The organism is Bradyrhizobium sp. USDA 223 (assembly GCF_044909005.1).
GTDB classification, from domain to species: Bacteria; Pseudomonadota; Alphaproteobacteria; order Rhizobiales; family Xanthobacteraceae; genus Bradyrhizobium; species Bradyrhizobium yuanmingense.
Window position 1 is genome coordinate 4,931,287 of sequence record NZ_JBIYDR010000001.1, and the last position, 14,450, is coordinate 4,945,736.

The following is a 14,450-nucleotide window of genomic DNA, read 5'->3' on the forward strand; positions in this document are numbered from 1 at the left end:
GCTCGCGCCAATCGCGCGAGCCGAGCTTATTGCGACAGGGCCGGATGGTCCCGGAGCACGGCTTCTCGAATCCAGCCTGCCTGGATCGCACGCGACAAGATCTGCGCCGTCTTGATGTCCTCAGCCTTCATGCAGAGATCCACGATGCGGCGCACGGCGTCGTCGCGCATCAGATCGTCGGAGATCTTCATCGCGATCTCCATGGCAGCGCGGGCTGCGCGCTCATAGCGCTCGCGCGTGCTGGTCGGCGCCGAAGCGCCGGCGGCTTCGGCGATCGCCCGCGCAGCCTGGCAGATGTTGCGAATCCGGTCGGCTGCTTCGATGTCGCCGAGCGGCCCCCCGATCGGCTCGTCCCAGACGTCTGCCGGCTCTCGCCTCGCGAACCACTTCATTGCCCCACCAATGGTCTTCAATTGCTCGCGGCGTTCAGGACATGCGGCGCGGGCCGATCGCCTCGAACTGCGCCTTCTGCTCGTCGTTGAGCGTGGCGTAGAAATCATCGAGCGCCGCCCGGACCGACTTGATTCCGTCCAGCATGACATCGAGACGCTTGCGGATCGCGGCCATGCGGGCCGGCGGCGTCATCACCTCATTGGGCTCGCAGGACGCCTTGAGCGACGTGCTAACTTTAGCGCTGGTGTCCTGGAGCACCTGGAGTGCCGCGCGCTGAGTGTCGTTGGGACGAAGCCGTTCTTCGATCGTGGCGCCGGGCCAATCGAACGCGGCGGACGGGCTACAAGTCTGCACCGACGATCCACCTGTATTGTTCGATGCCGCGGCACGACGCTGATCGTCGGCAAGCGCATTGAAGCGCGCCTTCTGCTCGTCGTTGAGCGAGCCATAGAATTGGTCCAGCGCAGGCTGAACCAGATCGACGGCCTTCTGCATCGCCTCGACCCGCTGCTGCATGGCGGCGAGCCGGCCGGGCGCCGTCGCTGCGGCCTGCGTCGGACAGGAGGTGCGGATCAACGCTGCCGCGTCGACCGAGGCGTTGCCTAGCGCATCGAGAGCAGCGCCTTGCGCGTTCGTCGGCTGCACCGCGGCTGCGATTTGATCGATCGGCAGGCCGACGATGGCGCGGCGATCGCTGCCGCAGAGCTGATCGAGCGGCGCGCTGCGCGCCCGCCGCCGTCCCTGCGGCTGCTGCGGCAGATAGGCCGACAGCCGATCATAGCCATAGGGGCCGAAAATGCCGGCATAGATGTCCGGATAGCCGTAGCCCCAGAAGGCGATCCCGTCGCCCCAGATCGTGTAATCGTAGAGGTCGTTATAGGCGAACGGCCAGAACAGCGGCCCGACCCAACCGTAGCCGCCGCCGGGATGCTGCCACCATCCGCTGCTTGCACCGCTCCAGCCGGCGAGTGCCGCCGCTGCGGCAATCTGCGCGCGGGCCGCCGGATTGCTGATCAGCCGGCCGTTGCGGAATGCGCCGGCGTTCCATGCGTTGCGGAAGTTCGCTGGCCGGATCGCGGCATTGCGGATCTGACCGAAGTTCGGGCCGCCACGCCGGGCGCCGGTTGTGAACCGCATCCCGCGATGATGCCCGCCATGCGCATGCCCGCCGCCGTGGCCGCGGAAATGGCCGCCGTGGTGACCGCCGCCATGGCCACCTCCATGGCCGCCGCCGTGTCCGCCCTTCGCGAACGCGGCCCCCGCAAGCATGCAGGCAAAGGCCACCGCGGCAATTCCAACGACCGGTCGCACCATCGCACCCTCCCGCGCAAAGCCCTGCCATTGAGCATCGGAAATTGGCGGGAATTGGAACCGGCAGGATTGCCGAAAGTTCCCGGTCAGAGATGCACTGGCCCTTAGGCCTCCGGCACGATCTTGCCGGGGTTGAAAATGTTGAGCGGATCGAGTGCCTGCTTCAGCGCCCGCATCGCGTCGAGCGCCTCGGGGCCGAGCTCGGCCTCGAGATATTTCTGCTTGCCCTGCCCGATGCCGTGTTCGCCGGTGCAGGTGCCGTCCATCGCCTGCGCACGCTCGACCAGGCGATGCATGAACTCCTCGCCGCGCGCCATCTCGTCGGCGTCGTTGGTGTCGCACACCAGCGAGCAGTGGAAATTACCGTCACCGACATGGCCGACGATCGGCGACAGCAAATTGAGCCGCTTGAGATCCTCCTCGGTCTCGCTGACGCAATCGGCGAGCCGCGAGATCGGCACGCAGACGTCGGTCGCGACCACGCCGATGCTGTCGCCGGGCCGCAGCGCCTTCACCGACCAATAAGCATCGTGCCGCGCCTGCCACAGCTTGGTGCGGTCCTCCGGCTTGGTGGTCCAGGAGAAATCGCCGCCGCCGCAGTCCCTCGCGATCTCGCCGAACGCCTTGGATTGCTCGGCGACCTCGATCTCGCTACCGTGGAATTCCATCAGCAGCAGCGGCGTCTCCGGCAGCGTCAGCTTGGAATAGGCGTTGCAGGCCTTCACCTGCGCGGCATTGAGCAGCTCGATGCGCGCGACGGGAATGCCGGTCTGGATCGCCAGGATCACGGCCTGGCAGGCCCCGTGCACGGTCTCGAACGACACCGCGCCGGCCGCGATCGTCTCGGGGATGCCGCGCAGGCGGATCGTCAATTCCGAGATGATGCCGAGCGTGCCTTCGGCGCCGACGAACAGATGCGTCAGGTCGTAGCCCGCGGACGATTTCTTGGCGCGCGTGCCCGTGGTGATGATCTCGCCGTCGCCGCGCACCACTTTCAGCGCCAGTACGCTGTCGCGCATGGTGCCGTAGCGCACCGCGTTGGTGCCGGAGGCGCGGGTCGAGGCCATGCCGCCGAGCGAGGCATCCGCACCGGGATCGATCGGGAAGAACAGTCCCTGGTCACGCAGATGCTCGTTGAGCGCCTTGCGGGTGACGCCGGGCTCGATCACGCAGTCGAGGTCCTCGGCATGCACCGCGAGCACCTTGTTCATGTCGCGCAGGTCGATCGAGATGCCGCCGGCGGGCGCGTTGACCTGCCCTTCCAGCGAGGTGCCGGTGCCGAAGGGAATGACGGGCACGCGATGTCTCGCGCAGATCCGCACCACGTCCTGGATGTCGGCGGTCTCCTGCGCCATCACCACGCCATCGGGCGGCTGGTTGGGAATCCAGGTGGTGGTATGGCCGTGCTGCTCGCGCACGGCCTGCGAGGTGATGAGGCGGTTGCCGAAGCGCGCGGCAAGCTGCTCCAGCGCGCTTGCGAGGGCTTTCGGCTCCGGCCGCGGCGGATTATTGGTGATGGTCGTACCCACGGAATTCCTCCCGACGAGAAGAGACCGTGGCAAAGGACATATAACCGGTCAAGTCAAGGGACCGGACGCATAGCTTGGGAAGGACACATGCCGGAGACTGCCACAGCCCCGATCGCAGAGCCGTTTCGCTCCTCGATCATGCAGGTCGAGCCGCAATGGATCGACTATAACGGCCATCTCAACATGGCCTATTACAACGTGATGTTCGATCGGGCGATCGACGAGTTCTGGCTCGAGCTCGGGATTGGCCCGGTCTACAAGACCGAGTGCAACGGCTCGACCTTCACCGCCGAATGCCACGTGCGCTATTTGCGCGAGATCCATCTCGGCGATCCCGTGCAAATCCTGGTGTGGCTGCTGAACGCCGATGACAAGCGGCTGCACACATTCGAGGAGATGCGGCACGGCACCGAGGGCTGGCTGTCGGCGACGTCTGAGAACATGTCACTGCACATGGACATGAATGCGCGGCGCGTTGCGCCGTTTCCGCCCGACATCCGGCAGCGCATTGCAGGGGTCGCCAAATCCCACAGCGCCTTGACGCGACCCGAGGGCATCGGCCGGAGCGTGGCGATGCCCTCGAAGCGTTAGCAGCGCGGTGCTGCCTGGGATTGACCTCTCCCGCCGGGGAGAGGTCGGATTGCGCAGCAATCCGGGTGAGGGGCTGCAGCACCAAGCGAGACTGTAACCCCTCACCCGGATCGCATCTTGCGATGCGATCCGACCTCTCCCTACGGGAGAGGTAAACTACGGCGCGCTATATTCTGTTGCGGCCGCGGGCGAGGCCGACGACGGCCGAGACCAGGAACAGAACGACTGCGATGAAGAAGATGATCTTGGCGATCTCGATCGAAGCGCCGGCGACGCCGCCGAAGCCCAGGATGCCGGCGATCAGTGCGATAACCAGAAACGTCACAACCCAGCCTAGCATGGTCAAACCCTCGTCTTGATGTTGTCTGCGATCGACGCGGCTGGCCGCGCCACCTGTCCTGACAATCTCGACGCGGGAACGATAGTTCCGGTCCCGGCGGGAGCGAAATTCGCCGGCTCAGCTGGAACAAATCGGCCTGACGCGCACGTGGAAAACCCGGCCCGGCGCCCCATATAGGCACCAATCCCTGTTAAGAAGGCTCCCTTCCACCACCCCGCGGTGCCATCGTGGGGCCGATGATTCGCATGACCGAGCCGAGCAAGATCACAGCCGTACCCGACCACCAGCCCGCAGCCGGCGGCATCGCCGCGCGTGCGCGTGCCTCGGTGGGCCCGAAATACCTCGCCGGGCTCAATCCGGAGCAGCGCGAGGCGGTGGAGACGCTGGACGGCCCGGTCCTGGTGCTGGCCGGCGCCGGCACCGGCAAGACCCGCGTCCTGACCACGCGCATCGCGCACATCTTGAGCCAGGGCCGCGCCCGCCCGGCCGAAATCCTGTCGGTGACCTTCACCAACAAGGCCGCGCGCGAGATGAAGCACCGGCTCGGCCAGATGCTCGGCCACGCCGTCGAAGGCATGCCGTGGCTCGGCACCTTCCACTCCATCGGCGGCCGCGTCCTGCGTTTCCATGCCGAGCTGGCCCAGCTGAAGTCGAACTTCACCGTGCTCGACGTCGACGACCAGGTCCGGCTGCTCAAGCAGCTGCTGCAGGCCGAGAACATTGACGAGAAGCGCTGGCCGGCGCGGATGCTGGCCGGCCTGATCGACGGCTGGAAGAACCGCGGCCTGATGCCTTCGCAGGTGCCGTCGGGCGAGGCCGCGATGTTCGCCAACGGCAAGGGCGGCAAGCTCTATGCGAGCTATCAGGAGCGGCTGAAGATCCTGAACGCGGCCGACTTCGGCGACCTCCTGCTGGAGAACATCCGCATCTTCCGCGAGCACCCGGATATTCTCAGGCAGTACCAGCAGCGCTTCAAGTTCATCCTGGTCGACGAGTACCAGGACACGAACGTCGCGCAATATCTGTGGCTGCGGCTCTTGTCGCAGGCGCCTTCTTCCACCTCTCCCCGCTTGCGGGGAGAGGTCGCATCGCGAAGCGATGCGGGTGAGGGGGACTCTCCAAGCACCGAGCTCGTGGAGACTCCCCCTCATCCCGGCCTTCTCCCCGCAAGTGGGGAGAAGGAGAAGACCAAAAACATCTGCTGCGTCGGTGACGACGACCAGTCGATCTATGGCTGGCGCGGCGCCGAGGTCGACAACATCCTGCGTTTCGAGCACGATTTCCCTGGCGCCAAGGTCATTCGCCTCGAGCGCAACTACCGCTCGACGGGTCACATCCTCGCCGCCGCCTCGCACCTGATAGCGCACAATGAAGGCCGGCTCGGCAAGACGCTGCGCACCGAGGACCAGGACGGCGAGAAGGTCACCGTCACGGGCTCCTGGGATTCGGAAGAGGAAGCCCGCGGCATCGGCGAGGAGATCGAGCAGCTGCAGCGCCAGGGCGAGAAGCTCAACGAGATCGCCATTCTCGTGCGTGCCTCCTACCAGATGCGCGAGTTCGAAGACCGCTTCGTCACGCTGGGCCTGCCCTATCGCGTCATCGGCGGCCCGCGCTTCTACGAGCGCGCCGAAATCCGCGACGCGCTGGCCTATTTGCGCGTCATCAATTCGCCGGCCGACGATCTCGCCTTCGAGCGTATCGTCAATACGCCCAAGCGCGGGCTCGGCGATGCCACCGTGCAGATGCTGCACGACCACGCCCGCAAGCGCCGCATTCCCTTGTTCGAGGCGGCGCGCGCCGTGGTCGAGACCGACGAGCTGAAGCCGAAGGCGCGCGGCTCGCTTCGCGATCTCATCGCGCAGTTCGACCGCTGGCGTGCCCAGCGCGAGGTCACCGCGCACACCGATCTCGCCCAGATCGTGCTCGACGAGAGCGGCTATACCGAGATGTGGCAGAAGGACCGCTCGGCGGACGCCGCGGGCCGGCTGGAGAACCTGAAAGAGCTGGTGCGCTCGATGGAGGAGTTCGAGAACCTGCAAGGGTTCCTGGAGCACATCTCGCTGGTGATGGACCGCGAGGGTGGCGCCGAGGACGATGCCGTGTCGCTAATGACGCTGCATTCGGCCAAGGGCCTCGAATTCGACAACGTGTTCCTGCCGGGCTGGGAGGAAGGCCTGTTCCCGAGCCAGCGCACGCTGGACGAGCAGGGCCGCGCCGGCCTGGAAGAAGAGCGCCGGCTTGGCCATGTCGGCCTGACGCGCGCCCGCCGCCGCGCAAAGATCTATTTCGCGACCAATCGCCGGATCCATGGCACCTGGTCGACCACGATCCCGTCGCGCTTCCTCGACGAATTGCCGGCGGCCAATGTCGAGATCACGGAATCCAAGGGCGGCTCCGGATGGGGCGGCAGCGGCGGCTACGGCGCCTCGCGCTTCGACGACATGGAGGCGTTCGGCTCCAGCTATTCGACCCCGGGCTGGCAGCGCGCGCAGGCGAACCGGAATCGCGGCGGCGGTCGAAGCGGCGGTTTTGAGGAAGAGGCAGCGACGTTCTCCTCCTCGTCATCCGGCCCCGATTTCGGCAGCTTCTCCTCGCGCCGGCGCGGGCCCTTGACGATCGAAGGCGAGCTGGTCGCCAAATCGACCGGCACGACGTCCGAATTCTCGCTGGAAGACCGCGTCTTCCACCAGAAATTCGGCTATGGCCGCGTCACCAAGATCGACGGCAACAAGCTCACCATCGCCTTCGACAAGGCCGGCGAGAAGAAGGTCGTGGACAGTTTCGTGCAGCGGGCGTGAGGCCCGATATGGCTCAGTACGTTGCCATCATCGAGGACGCCGAGCCGGACGAAACCGTGAGCTTGTGGTTTCCGGACCTGCCCGGTTGCATCTCTGGCGGCGACGACGTCGAGGAGGCCCTGGAGAATGCGCCCGAGGCGCTCGCATTCTATGCGCAGGAGCTGATCGCGGACGGTCGCCAGCTGCCCCCGCCACGGACGCTGGACGAGCTCAAGGCCGATCCGGCGTTTGCCGAGGATGTCAGGAACCATACCATCGCCCTGGTCGACTGGCCGCCCCTCGCTGAGGCCGAGTGAGGACTGTTCGCCGCACTGCGCAACTCTCGACAGTTCTCGCCCGAAACGCCCCTTGACCACCGCGAACTTCCCCGTATCAGATAACCCCATGGTCCGGGGCTCCATCACATTGATCGTGCTTGCATTGGGGATGCCGTCGCTTGCGGCGGCGGAGACCATGAGCTTTGGCGATTCGATCGGCAAGCTGGCGGCGAGCTGCGGGGCGGAAATCGTCGCCAATTGCCGCGGCGTCAACCCGGATTCGAACCGGCTGAAGGAATGCCTGTCGCGCAATCGCGACGTGCTCTCGCCGCAGTGCACGAGCGACTATCTCGGCGTGTTCGAGGCCATCCAGAAGCGCGTCGCCGCGCGCGTCACCGTGGCGAACGCCTGCCAGCGCGAGATCGTCAAGGTCTGCGGCGGCTCGACCAAGGAGACCAGCAAGTCGGTCCCGTGCCTGGTCTCGACGCCCAAGGGCATCAGCAACAACTGCCTGAAGGCCGTTGACGACGCGGGGTATCGCTGATGCGCGCGAACGGGCTCGCCACCGCAGGACTGGGCTTGGCGCTGGGCCTCGCTTTGCTCGCGGGCCCCGCCGGCGCTCAGACGGCGGCGCCGACCCGCGACGACATCGTCGCGAAGCTGAACCATTTCGAAGAGGCCGCCGAGATCGACCTGCCCGCGCTGAAGCAGCAGGTGATGGAGCGCGCCAAGACCAGGATCAAGAACGATCCGGGGCCGGTGAACCGGCCGCTGATCGCGCCGGAGCTCGCCAAGCTGCCCGCCTTCAATGCGCAGATCCAGTTCGACGCCGACACGCCGATCATCCAGCCGACATCCTACCAGACGGTCGGCCGCATTGCGGACGCGCTGGTTCATGCCTCGCTGCTGCCCTACACTTTCCTGATCGTCGGCCACGTCGAATCCAATTCGAAGACGCGCGAGGCCAATGCGATCCTGAGCCAGCGCCGGGCCGATGCGATCCGTGACGTGCTGGTGAACACCTTCAAGATCTCGACCAAGCGGCTGCATCCGATCGGCCTCGGCGAGGAGCAGTTTCTCGATCGGGCCAAGCCGACCTCCGCCGTCAACGGCCAGTTGCAGATCCTGACTTATGCCAAGCTGCCGGAGGAGCCGCGTCCGGCAGCGACGCCAGCGCCTGCGGCGAAAAAGCCCGTCAAGAAGCGCTGAGTGAAGGCGGCTGCGCGGCTGACGGAACCCTTTGAAGTGCGGACTATTTTGCAGCCTGTCCCGGACGCGCGCAGGCGGTTTCACGCGACAAAAGTGCCGGTTTGTGCACTGCCCGGTCCAGTGCTATAGCCTCTGTTCGCCCTTCCCGACCCCGTGCTGCATGAGACCGAAATGGGTGGCTTTTTCCAGCGCCAACTTGCCGTTTATGTCGAGTACCATCGCGATCCCCGCAATACGGCGATGCATGTGGTCGGCATCCTTCTGCTGTTCACCGGCGCCGTGCTGCCGCTGACGCTGGTCAAGCTTCCGCTGTTCGGATTCAACGTCAGCCTGGCGGTGGTCCTGGCTGTTCCGGTCTTGATTTATTGGCTGCTGCTCGACGCGGCGCTCGGGCTCGGCATTCTGGCCGTCTCCGTCGTGCTATTTTCGGTTGCGACGACGATCGCGGCGCAAGTCAGCACCGCGACGATGTGGGCGATTTTCGCGACGCTGGTGGTGCTCGGCCTCGCCGCGCAGGCCATCGGCCACAAGGTTTTTGAGGGGCGCGAGGCCTCGTTGTTCACGTTCCCCTCGCATCTTTTGCTTGGACCGATGTTCGTCATGGCAAAATTATTCATTGCATTGGGCTTCCGTCGCGACCTTGCCGCGATTCTGGCGCCTCTTCCGGCCAATTCTCTTTCAACCCGATAACGCTCGAAGCGAAACAGCAACTTCTGCATGGCTCTCGTCCTGGTTACCGGTGGCAGTGGCTTCATCGGACATCACCTCGTAGAAGCGCTCCGCGCCCGTGGGCAGCGGGTCCGCATTCTTGATGTCCGTGTGCCGAGCGCGGCGAACGCGGATGTCGAGCATGTCCACGGCTCGGTGCTGGACTGTGCCGCGGTCGATGCGGCGATCGCCGGTTGCGATCAGGTCTATCACCTCGCCGGCCTGCCCGGCATGTGGGTCGCCAACAAGCAGGACTTTCACGAGGTCAATTGCCGCGGCACCGAAGTCGTGCTGGCGGCGGCGATGAAGCGCGGCGTCTCGCGCTTCCTGCACTGCTCGACCGAATCGATCCTGTTCCCCTATTCCGACCTCAAGGGCGTTCCCGCCGAAGAGGCGCTGCAGCCGGCCGAGGCGATGCCCGGCGCCTATACGCGGTCGAAATCGCTTGCCGAGCATCATGCCGCCAAGGCGGCAGAAGCGGGCTTCCCGGTGGTGATCGGCACGCCGACCATGCCGATCGGCGCCGCCGACCAACATCTGACACCGCCGACCGCGATGCTCTGGTACTTCCTGCAGAAGAAGGTGCAGCCGCATCTCAACTTTCTGGTCAACCTGGTCGACGTCCGCGACGTCGCCATGGGTCTCGTGCTGACCATGGAACGCGGCCGCCTCGGGCACCGCTACATCCTCGGCGGCGACTGCGTCCCGCTCGGCGACATCCTGCGCATGATGTCGGCGATGAGCGGCCGCCGGCAATTTCCGGTCGTCGTACCTGGCAAGATCGCCGAGCTCTCCGCGATCATGCTCGAATACATCGCCGATCACATCACGCGCCGGCCGCCCAACGGCACCGCCGAGGGCGTGCGGATCGCGCTCGCCGCGAGCGATCTTTCGATCGGCAAAGCCCGTACCGAGCTCGGCTATTCGCCGCGTCCGATCGAGCCGGTCTTGCGCGAAACCATCACCCACCTGCTCGCCCGCAACGGCCAGCAGCCCTCCGGCGCCCTCAAGCATCACGCGCTGTCCTCGCGCGCGAGCTGACGCCGCTTCAAACGCAAAGAACCTTCATGTCTTTCGATTTCAGCAAGCTTCTCTCTGTCGCCTGGGGTGGCTGGACCACGACCTGGCCGACGCAACTGCTCGCCCTGATCTGGCTCGCTTTTCTGGTCAGCTGGGTCGGCGCCTCGTTCTGGCAGGGGCGAACCAAGAAGCAGGTCATGACGCTGGAGTCGCAGCGCTATCGCCTGCCGATCCTGGTCGGCGGCATCCTGTACACGCCGTTCATTGCGGAAGCCATGGGCTGGAAGCCGCTTTGGGTGCTCGGCAACACCGGCATCATCATCGCGGCGGTCCTCTCAGTCGCCGGCATCGCTTTCGCATGGTGGGGGCGGCTGCATCTCGGAAAATTCTGGTCCAACACCATCACCCAGAAGGAAGACCATCGCGTCATCGACACCGGGCCGTATGGCTTGGTGCGCCACCCCATCTACACCGGACTAATCTTCGGGATGCTGGTCACCGGCGTCGCGATCGGCTTGGTGACGACGATCCTCGGCGCCATCCTGATCTCGCTCGGCATGTGGCAGAAGGGCCGGATGGAAGAGGTGTTCCTGTCCAAGGAGCTCGGCGAACACGCCTATGGCGCCTATTGCCGCCGCGTTCCGATGATCATTCCGTTCACGTCGCCGCGGTGAGGGCGTCACTCTCCTGTCCAGACGCGCTGCGGTGCGTCCGGGGCACGAGTGCACGATCCGACTCGCCAAGGAACCACACCTCCGCTGGTCCGTTAGCCCTCGACATCTGTCAACGGCCGCAGAGCATCGAGCCATGTCGGACGCCTACGATTATTTTCGCGCACACGCGATCGCCGCCGTCCGCAAGGCGCGGGCGCTGCCCCCCGGGCGGACGAAGCAGAAGCAGCGCACGGTGGCGCGGGTCTATCATCTGCTCTCCAGGGAAGCGGCGCTGGCGCCGAACATCCGTCACTTGGATGATTTTCGCGCGGCACGACGGCTGGAGCGGCAGATCGGCCGTTGATCTCCGGGCCGACGCCGCGACCTGTCCCATGCAAATTCGATCGGCTGCCATTCCACGGGAATAGGCCCCTGCTGAGCTCCGCACAGGTTGACGTCGGCCCCGTCAACCAGTTGGATGCGCGCGCACACGGGGGCTTGTCATGACGTTTTCCAGCATCTTCGCGCAGTTCGTCGCCTTCATTGGCGGCATCGCGCTGCAATGGCGCAAGATGACGGGCACCGAGCCCACGCCGGCCTGGGGCGAAAAGCCCGCCATTCCCGAAGCGAAACCGCAAGGCGCGATCCCGACCTTGAAGATGCCGACCGCACGCGGCTGGCGCGACGGACAGAAGCCGATCGCTGCACCCGGGCTGAAGGTCGATGCATTCGCGACCGGTCTCGACCATCCGCGCTGGATCGAGGTGCTGCCCAATGGCGACGTGTTGATCGCAGAGGCAACGCAGATCGCGGGCGCCCCGCGCAGCGTGTTCCACTATGCGATGCAGGCGACGATGCGCCGCGCCGCCGCGCTCGGCGTCTCCGCCAACCGCATCACGCTGTTGCGCGACAAGGACGGCGACGGCGTCGCCGAAGTGCGCGGCACGTTCATGGAGAACCTGAGCCAGCCGTTCGGCATGGCACTGGTCGGCGACACTTTCTATGTCGGCAACACCGACGGCGTAATGGCTTTCCCGTACGTTGCCGATGCCGACCGCATCACAGCACCGGGCAAGCGGCTCACGACGTTCAAGCCTGCCGGCCACTGGACGCGCAGCCTGCTCGCCAGTCCCGACGGCAAGAAGCTCTATGCCGGCGTCGGCTCGCTTAGCAACATCGCCGAGATGGGCATGGAGGTCGAGCAAGGCCGCGCTGCGGTCTACGAGCTCGATCTCGTCGCCGGCACGCATCGCATCTTTGCGGCCGGCCTGCGCAATCCCGTGGGCCTTGCCTGGGAGCCGACTACGAAGGTGCTCTGGACCGTCGTCAACGAGCGCGACGGCCTCGGCGACGAGACGCCGCCCGACTATCTCACGTCCGTGCGCGACGGAGGCTTCTACGGCTGGCCCTACTGCTACTGGGGCAAGACGGTGGACGACCGCGTGCCGCAGGATCCCGTGATGGTCGCCAAGGCGATTCAACCGGACTATGCGCTCGGTGGCCACACAGCCTCGCTCGGCCTGTGCTGGATGCCCGCAGGCACCCTGCCCGGCTTCGGCGACGGCATGGTGATCGGCCAGCACGGCTCGTGGAATCGCAGCAAGCTGTCCGGCTACAAGCTGGTGTTCATCCCGTTCGCGAACGGCAAGCCGTCCGGCCCCTCGCGCGACATCCTGTCGGGCTTCCTGTCGCCGGACGAGAAGGAATCCTACGGTCGCCCGGTCGGCGTCACGATCGGTCCCGACGGGAAATCGCTACTGATGGCCGACGACGTCGGCAACGTGATCTGGCGCGTGACGGGGGCGTAGGAGCTCACGTCCCGACGCACAGCGTGGCGCGCTGCTTGCGGAGCAGCGCGATCACCGACAGCGCGGTGATCAAGCCGGTCTTGGGATTCTCGGACGGGATGTTCTCGATGCCCATCGAGAAGCGCGCCGAATCCGCCTCGACCTCGATGCGGTGAACGTTGCGTGTCACGGTCGGGTCGGCCCAAACCTGGATTTGGGTGCGATCAGGCCCGATGCCCGCGAGCGACAACGCAACGGCGACATTGACGTTGGCCGGAAAGCCCTTTGCCGCTTCGCGCGCGCTGCCCTCGAACAGCTTCAGCGGCTCGCGCAGATTGTCGATGTCGATCCTGTTCTGGACGATGAACGGCGCGCCCTTCAAGCCGTCAATCGGCTTGCGGGTCACCATCTTCACGGAATGGATGGTGCCGATTGCGGCGGCGTTGACGGCATCGAGGCCGATCAGCGCGCCGGTCGGCACGAGGATGCGGCCGCCATTGGCGCGGGCGAGATCGACGAGATCGAAATTGTCGAGCAGGCCGCCGACGCTGACCACGACGGCGGCCTTGCCGCGCTTCACCGCCGGCTCGACGATCGCACGCAGCTGGCTGCTCGGCGCGCATTCGACGACGATGTCGGCGGCATCGCCGAGCTGGGCGATCGGCAGGATCTTCGGCGGGTGGCGCAGGCTGTCGACGAAGGCTTGATGCTTGGCGGGATCCCGCACGGCCACGGCCGCGAGCGACAGGCCCTCGATGCCCTGATCGAGCGCGGCTGCAATCTTGGTGCCGATCGAGCCCAGCCCGGCAATGGCCACCCGCAATTCGCCTGAAGGCGTCTGATCCGTCATCACCATCCCTCTGTCTTGGCCTCTGTCTTGGCCTCTGTCTTGGCCTCTGTCTTGGCCGATGTCATAGCCGCTCACGCCTCCCGCGCATAGCTGCGCAGGCGGGCTTCCAGAACCGCCAGCATGGCATCGCGGGCCGGATCGCGCGAGCCACGCAGCCAGGCGGCGGCAAGCGGCAACCGGCCGACCGACCCGCTCTGCCTCAGTCGAAGCGGCACGAAGCGCACACCCGCCACCGCCATCCGTGCGGTCCAGCGCGGCACGATCGCGACCCCGAGCTTCGTTGCCACGAGGTTAATGATGGTCTGCTTCTCGTCGGCGACCTGCACGATGCGCGGCGTTAGGCCGGCCTGCTCGAACAGCTTGACCGTGAGGTCGTGGCTATCCGGTCGCGAGCGGCGGTCCGGCACCAGCATCGCCTCCTGGGCGATATCCGCGAGCGTGATCGCTTTGCGCCCGGCCAGAGCGTGCCGCCGCGGGAACGCAACGATCGCGCTCTCCTGAAGCAGGTCTCGGAATTCAAGTCGCTTGTCCGGCCGGTCAGGCGGACGCACGAAGGCGAGATCGATCGCACCGGTCAAAATCTTCGGCAGCAGCCGGACAGTCTTGTCTTCGAGGAGCTGCACCGCAATGTCAGGGTGCCTGGCACGAAAATCGCGCAGAAGCGGCGGCAACAGTCCGGCCGCTGCGCTGTCGATGGCACCGACCCGCAGCCGTCGCGCGGTCCCCGCGCGCAAGCGATTTCGGAAGTTGCTCTCGACAGCCTCGACCTTGGCGAGGATGGCGCGGACATCGCGCAGCAGCGTCGCGCCGTCCTCGGTGAGCTGCACCGCTCGCGTCGTCCTCGCAAACAGCCGCGTTCCAAAATGCTCCTCCAGCAGCCTGATCTGCCGGCCGAGCGCAGAAGGTAGCATCTGGAGCTGCTGCGCCGCGCGGCCGAAGTGCAGCTGCTCGGCCGTCGCCACGAAGCATCGGAGCTGATGCAATTCCATTCGCCGTCCTCTCGC

Annotated in this window: 16 protein-coding genes; 10 read left to right on the plus strand and 6 right to left on the minus strand. The window is 65.9% G+C overall.

All coding sequences use genetic code 11. The features are described from left to right. Positions 1 to 26: 26 nt before the first annotated feature. The 3 genes from ABIA40_RS22960 to ABIA40_RS22970 form a co-directional block, all read right to left on the minus strand. Positions 27 to 392 carry a hypothetical protein gene (locus ABIA40_RS22960; protein WP_036037392.1) on the minus strand — a complete coding sequence of 122 codons (366 nt, stop codon included), beginning with the start codon at positions 390 to 392 and terminating at the stop codon, positions 27 to 29. Positions 393 to 426: 34 nt separating this feature from the next. After that, a complete protein-coding gene (locus ABIA40_RS22965; RefSeq protein WP_271540726.1) occupies positions 427 to 1,707 on the minus strand; it encodes a Spy/CpxP family protein refolding chaperone in 1,281 nt (426 codons plus the stop codon). Positions 1,708 to 1,808: 101 nt separating this feature from the next. Next, a complete protein-coding gene (locus tag ABIA40_RS22970; RefSeq protein WP_271540727.1) occupies positions 1,809 to 3,233 on the minus strand; it encodes an FAD-binding oxidoreductase in 1,425 nt (474 codons plus the stop codon). Positions 3,234 to 3,320: 87 nt separating this feature from the next. Between ABIA40_RS22970 and ABIA40_RS22975 the strand changes: the two genes are divergently transcribed. After that, positions 3,321 to 3,824 carry a thioesterase family protein gene (locus ABIA40_RS22975; protein WP_271540728.1) on the plus strand — a complete coding sequence of 168 codons (504 nt, stop codon included), beginning with the start codon at positions 3,321 to 3,323 and terminating at the stop codon, positions 3,822 to 3,824. 166 nt (positions 3,825 to 3,990) lie between these two features. On the opposite strand, the gene ABIA40_RS22980 is transcribed toward ABIA40_RS22975, so the two are convergent. Next, positions 3,991 to 4,164: a DUF1328 domain-containing protein gene (locus ABIA40_RS22980; RefSeq protein WP_036006471.1), complete on the minus strand. Its 174-nt coding sequence runs from the start codon at positions 4,162 to 4,164 to the stop codon at positions 3,991 to 3,993. A gap of 236 nt (positions 4,165 to 4,400) precedes the next feature. On the opposite strand from ABIA40_RS22980, the gene ABIA40_RS22985 reads away from it, so the two are divergent. The 9 genes from ABIA40_RS22985 to ABIA40_RS23025 all read left to right on the plus strand — a co-directional run bounded on the left by ABIA40_RS22985 (position 4,401) and on the right by ABIA40_RS23025 (position 12,617). After that, entirely contained in the window at positions 4,401 to 6,962 is a 2,562-nt protein-coding gene (locus tag ABIA40_RS22985) for an ATP-dependent helicase (protein ID WP_271540729.1), read from the plus strand. Between the two features lie 8 nt (positions 6,963 to 6,970). Then, positions 6,971 to 7,258, plus strand: a complete 288-nt coding sequence (locus ABIA40_RS22990; protein ID WP_157284743.1) for a type II toxin-antitoxin system HicB family antitoxin — start codon at positions 6,971 to 6,973, stop codon at positions 7,256 to 7,258. 88 nt (positions 7,259 to 7,346) lie between these two features. Further along, positions 7,347 to 7,763 carry a hypothetical protein gene (locus ABIA40_RS22995; RefSeq protein WP_271540730.1) on the plus strand — a complete coding sequence of 139 codons (417 nt, stop codon included), beginning with the start codon at positions 7,347 to 7,349 and terminating at the stop codon, positions 7,761 to 7,763. Then, entirely contained in the window at positions 7,763 to 8,428 is a 666-nt protein-coding gene (locus tag ABIA40_RS23000) for an OmpA family protein (protein WP_271540731.1), read from the plus strand. Before ABIA40_RS22995 ends, ABIA40_RS23000 begins: the two co-directional genes overlap by 1 nt. Before the next feature lie 171 nt (positions 8,429 to 8,599). Next, positions 8,600 to 9,118 (plus strand): DUF962 domain-containing protein, encoded by a 519-nt coding sequence (locus tag ABIA40_RS23005; RefSeq protein ID WP_157284818.1) that lies wholly within the window; start codon positions 8,600 to 8,602, stop codon positions 9,116 to 9,118. Between the two features lie 27 nt (positions 9,119 to 9,145). Beyond that, on the plus strand, positions 9,146 to 10,177 hold the full coding sequence (locus tag ABIA40_RS23010; protein WP_271540732.1) for an NAD-dependent epimerase/dehydratase family protein: 1,032 nt from the start codon (positions 9,146 to 9,148) through the stop codon (positions 10,175 to 10,177). Between the two features lie 26 nt (positions 10,178 to 10,203). Continuing rightward, positions 10,204 to 10,830 carry an isoprenylcysteine carboxylmethyltransferase family protein gene (locus tag ABIA40_RS23015; protein ID WP_271540733.1) on the plus strand — a complete coding sequence of 209 codons (627 nt, stop codon included), beginning with the start codon at positions 10,204 to 10,206 and terminating at the stop codon, positions 10,828 to 10,830. 133 nt (positions 10,831 to 10,963) lie between these two features. Continuing rightward, positions 10,964 to 11,173 carry a hypothetical protein gene (locus ABIA40_RS23020; RefSeq protein ID WP_025038081.1) on the plus strand — a complete coding sequence of 70 codons (210 nt, stop codon included), beginning with the start codon at positions 10,964 to 10,966 and terminating at the stop codon, positions 11,171 to 11,173. 139 nt (positions 11,174 to 11,312) lie between these two features. Next, positions 11,313 to 12,617, plus strand: coding sequence for a sorbosone dehydrogenase family protein (locus ABIA40_RS23025; RefSeq protein WP_271540734.1), 1,305 nt, complete (start codon positions 11,313 to 11,315; stop codon positions 12,615 to 12,617). A 4-nt stretch (positions 12,618 to 12,621) separates the two neighbouring features. Here the strand turns inward: ABIA40_RS23025 and ABIA40_RS23030 are convergent, their stop codons facing one another. Both ABIA40_RS23030 and ABIA40_RS23035 read right to left on the minus strand, forming a co-directional pair. Further along, complete coding sequence (locus ABIA40_RS23030; RefSeq protein ID WP_157284750.1) at positions 12,622 to 13,446, minus strand: aspartate dehydrogenase; 825 nt, start codon at positions 13,444 to 13,446, stop codon at positions 12,622 to 12,624. 71 nt (positions 13,447 to 13,517) lie between these two features. Continuing rightward, a complete protein-coding gene (locus ABIA40_RS23035; protein WP_271540735.1) occupies positions 13,518 to 14,435 on the minus strand; it encodes a LysR family transcriptional regulator in 918 nt (305 codons plus the stop codon). Between the last annotated feature and the right edge of the window lie 15 nt (positions 14,436 to 14,450).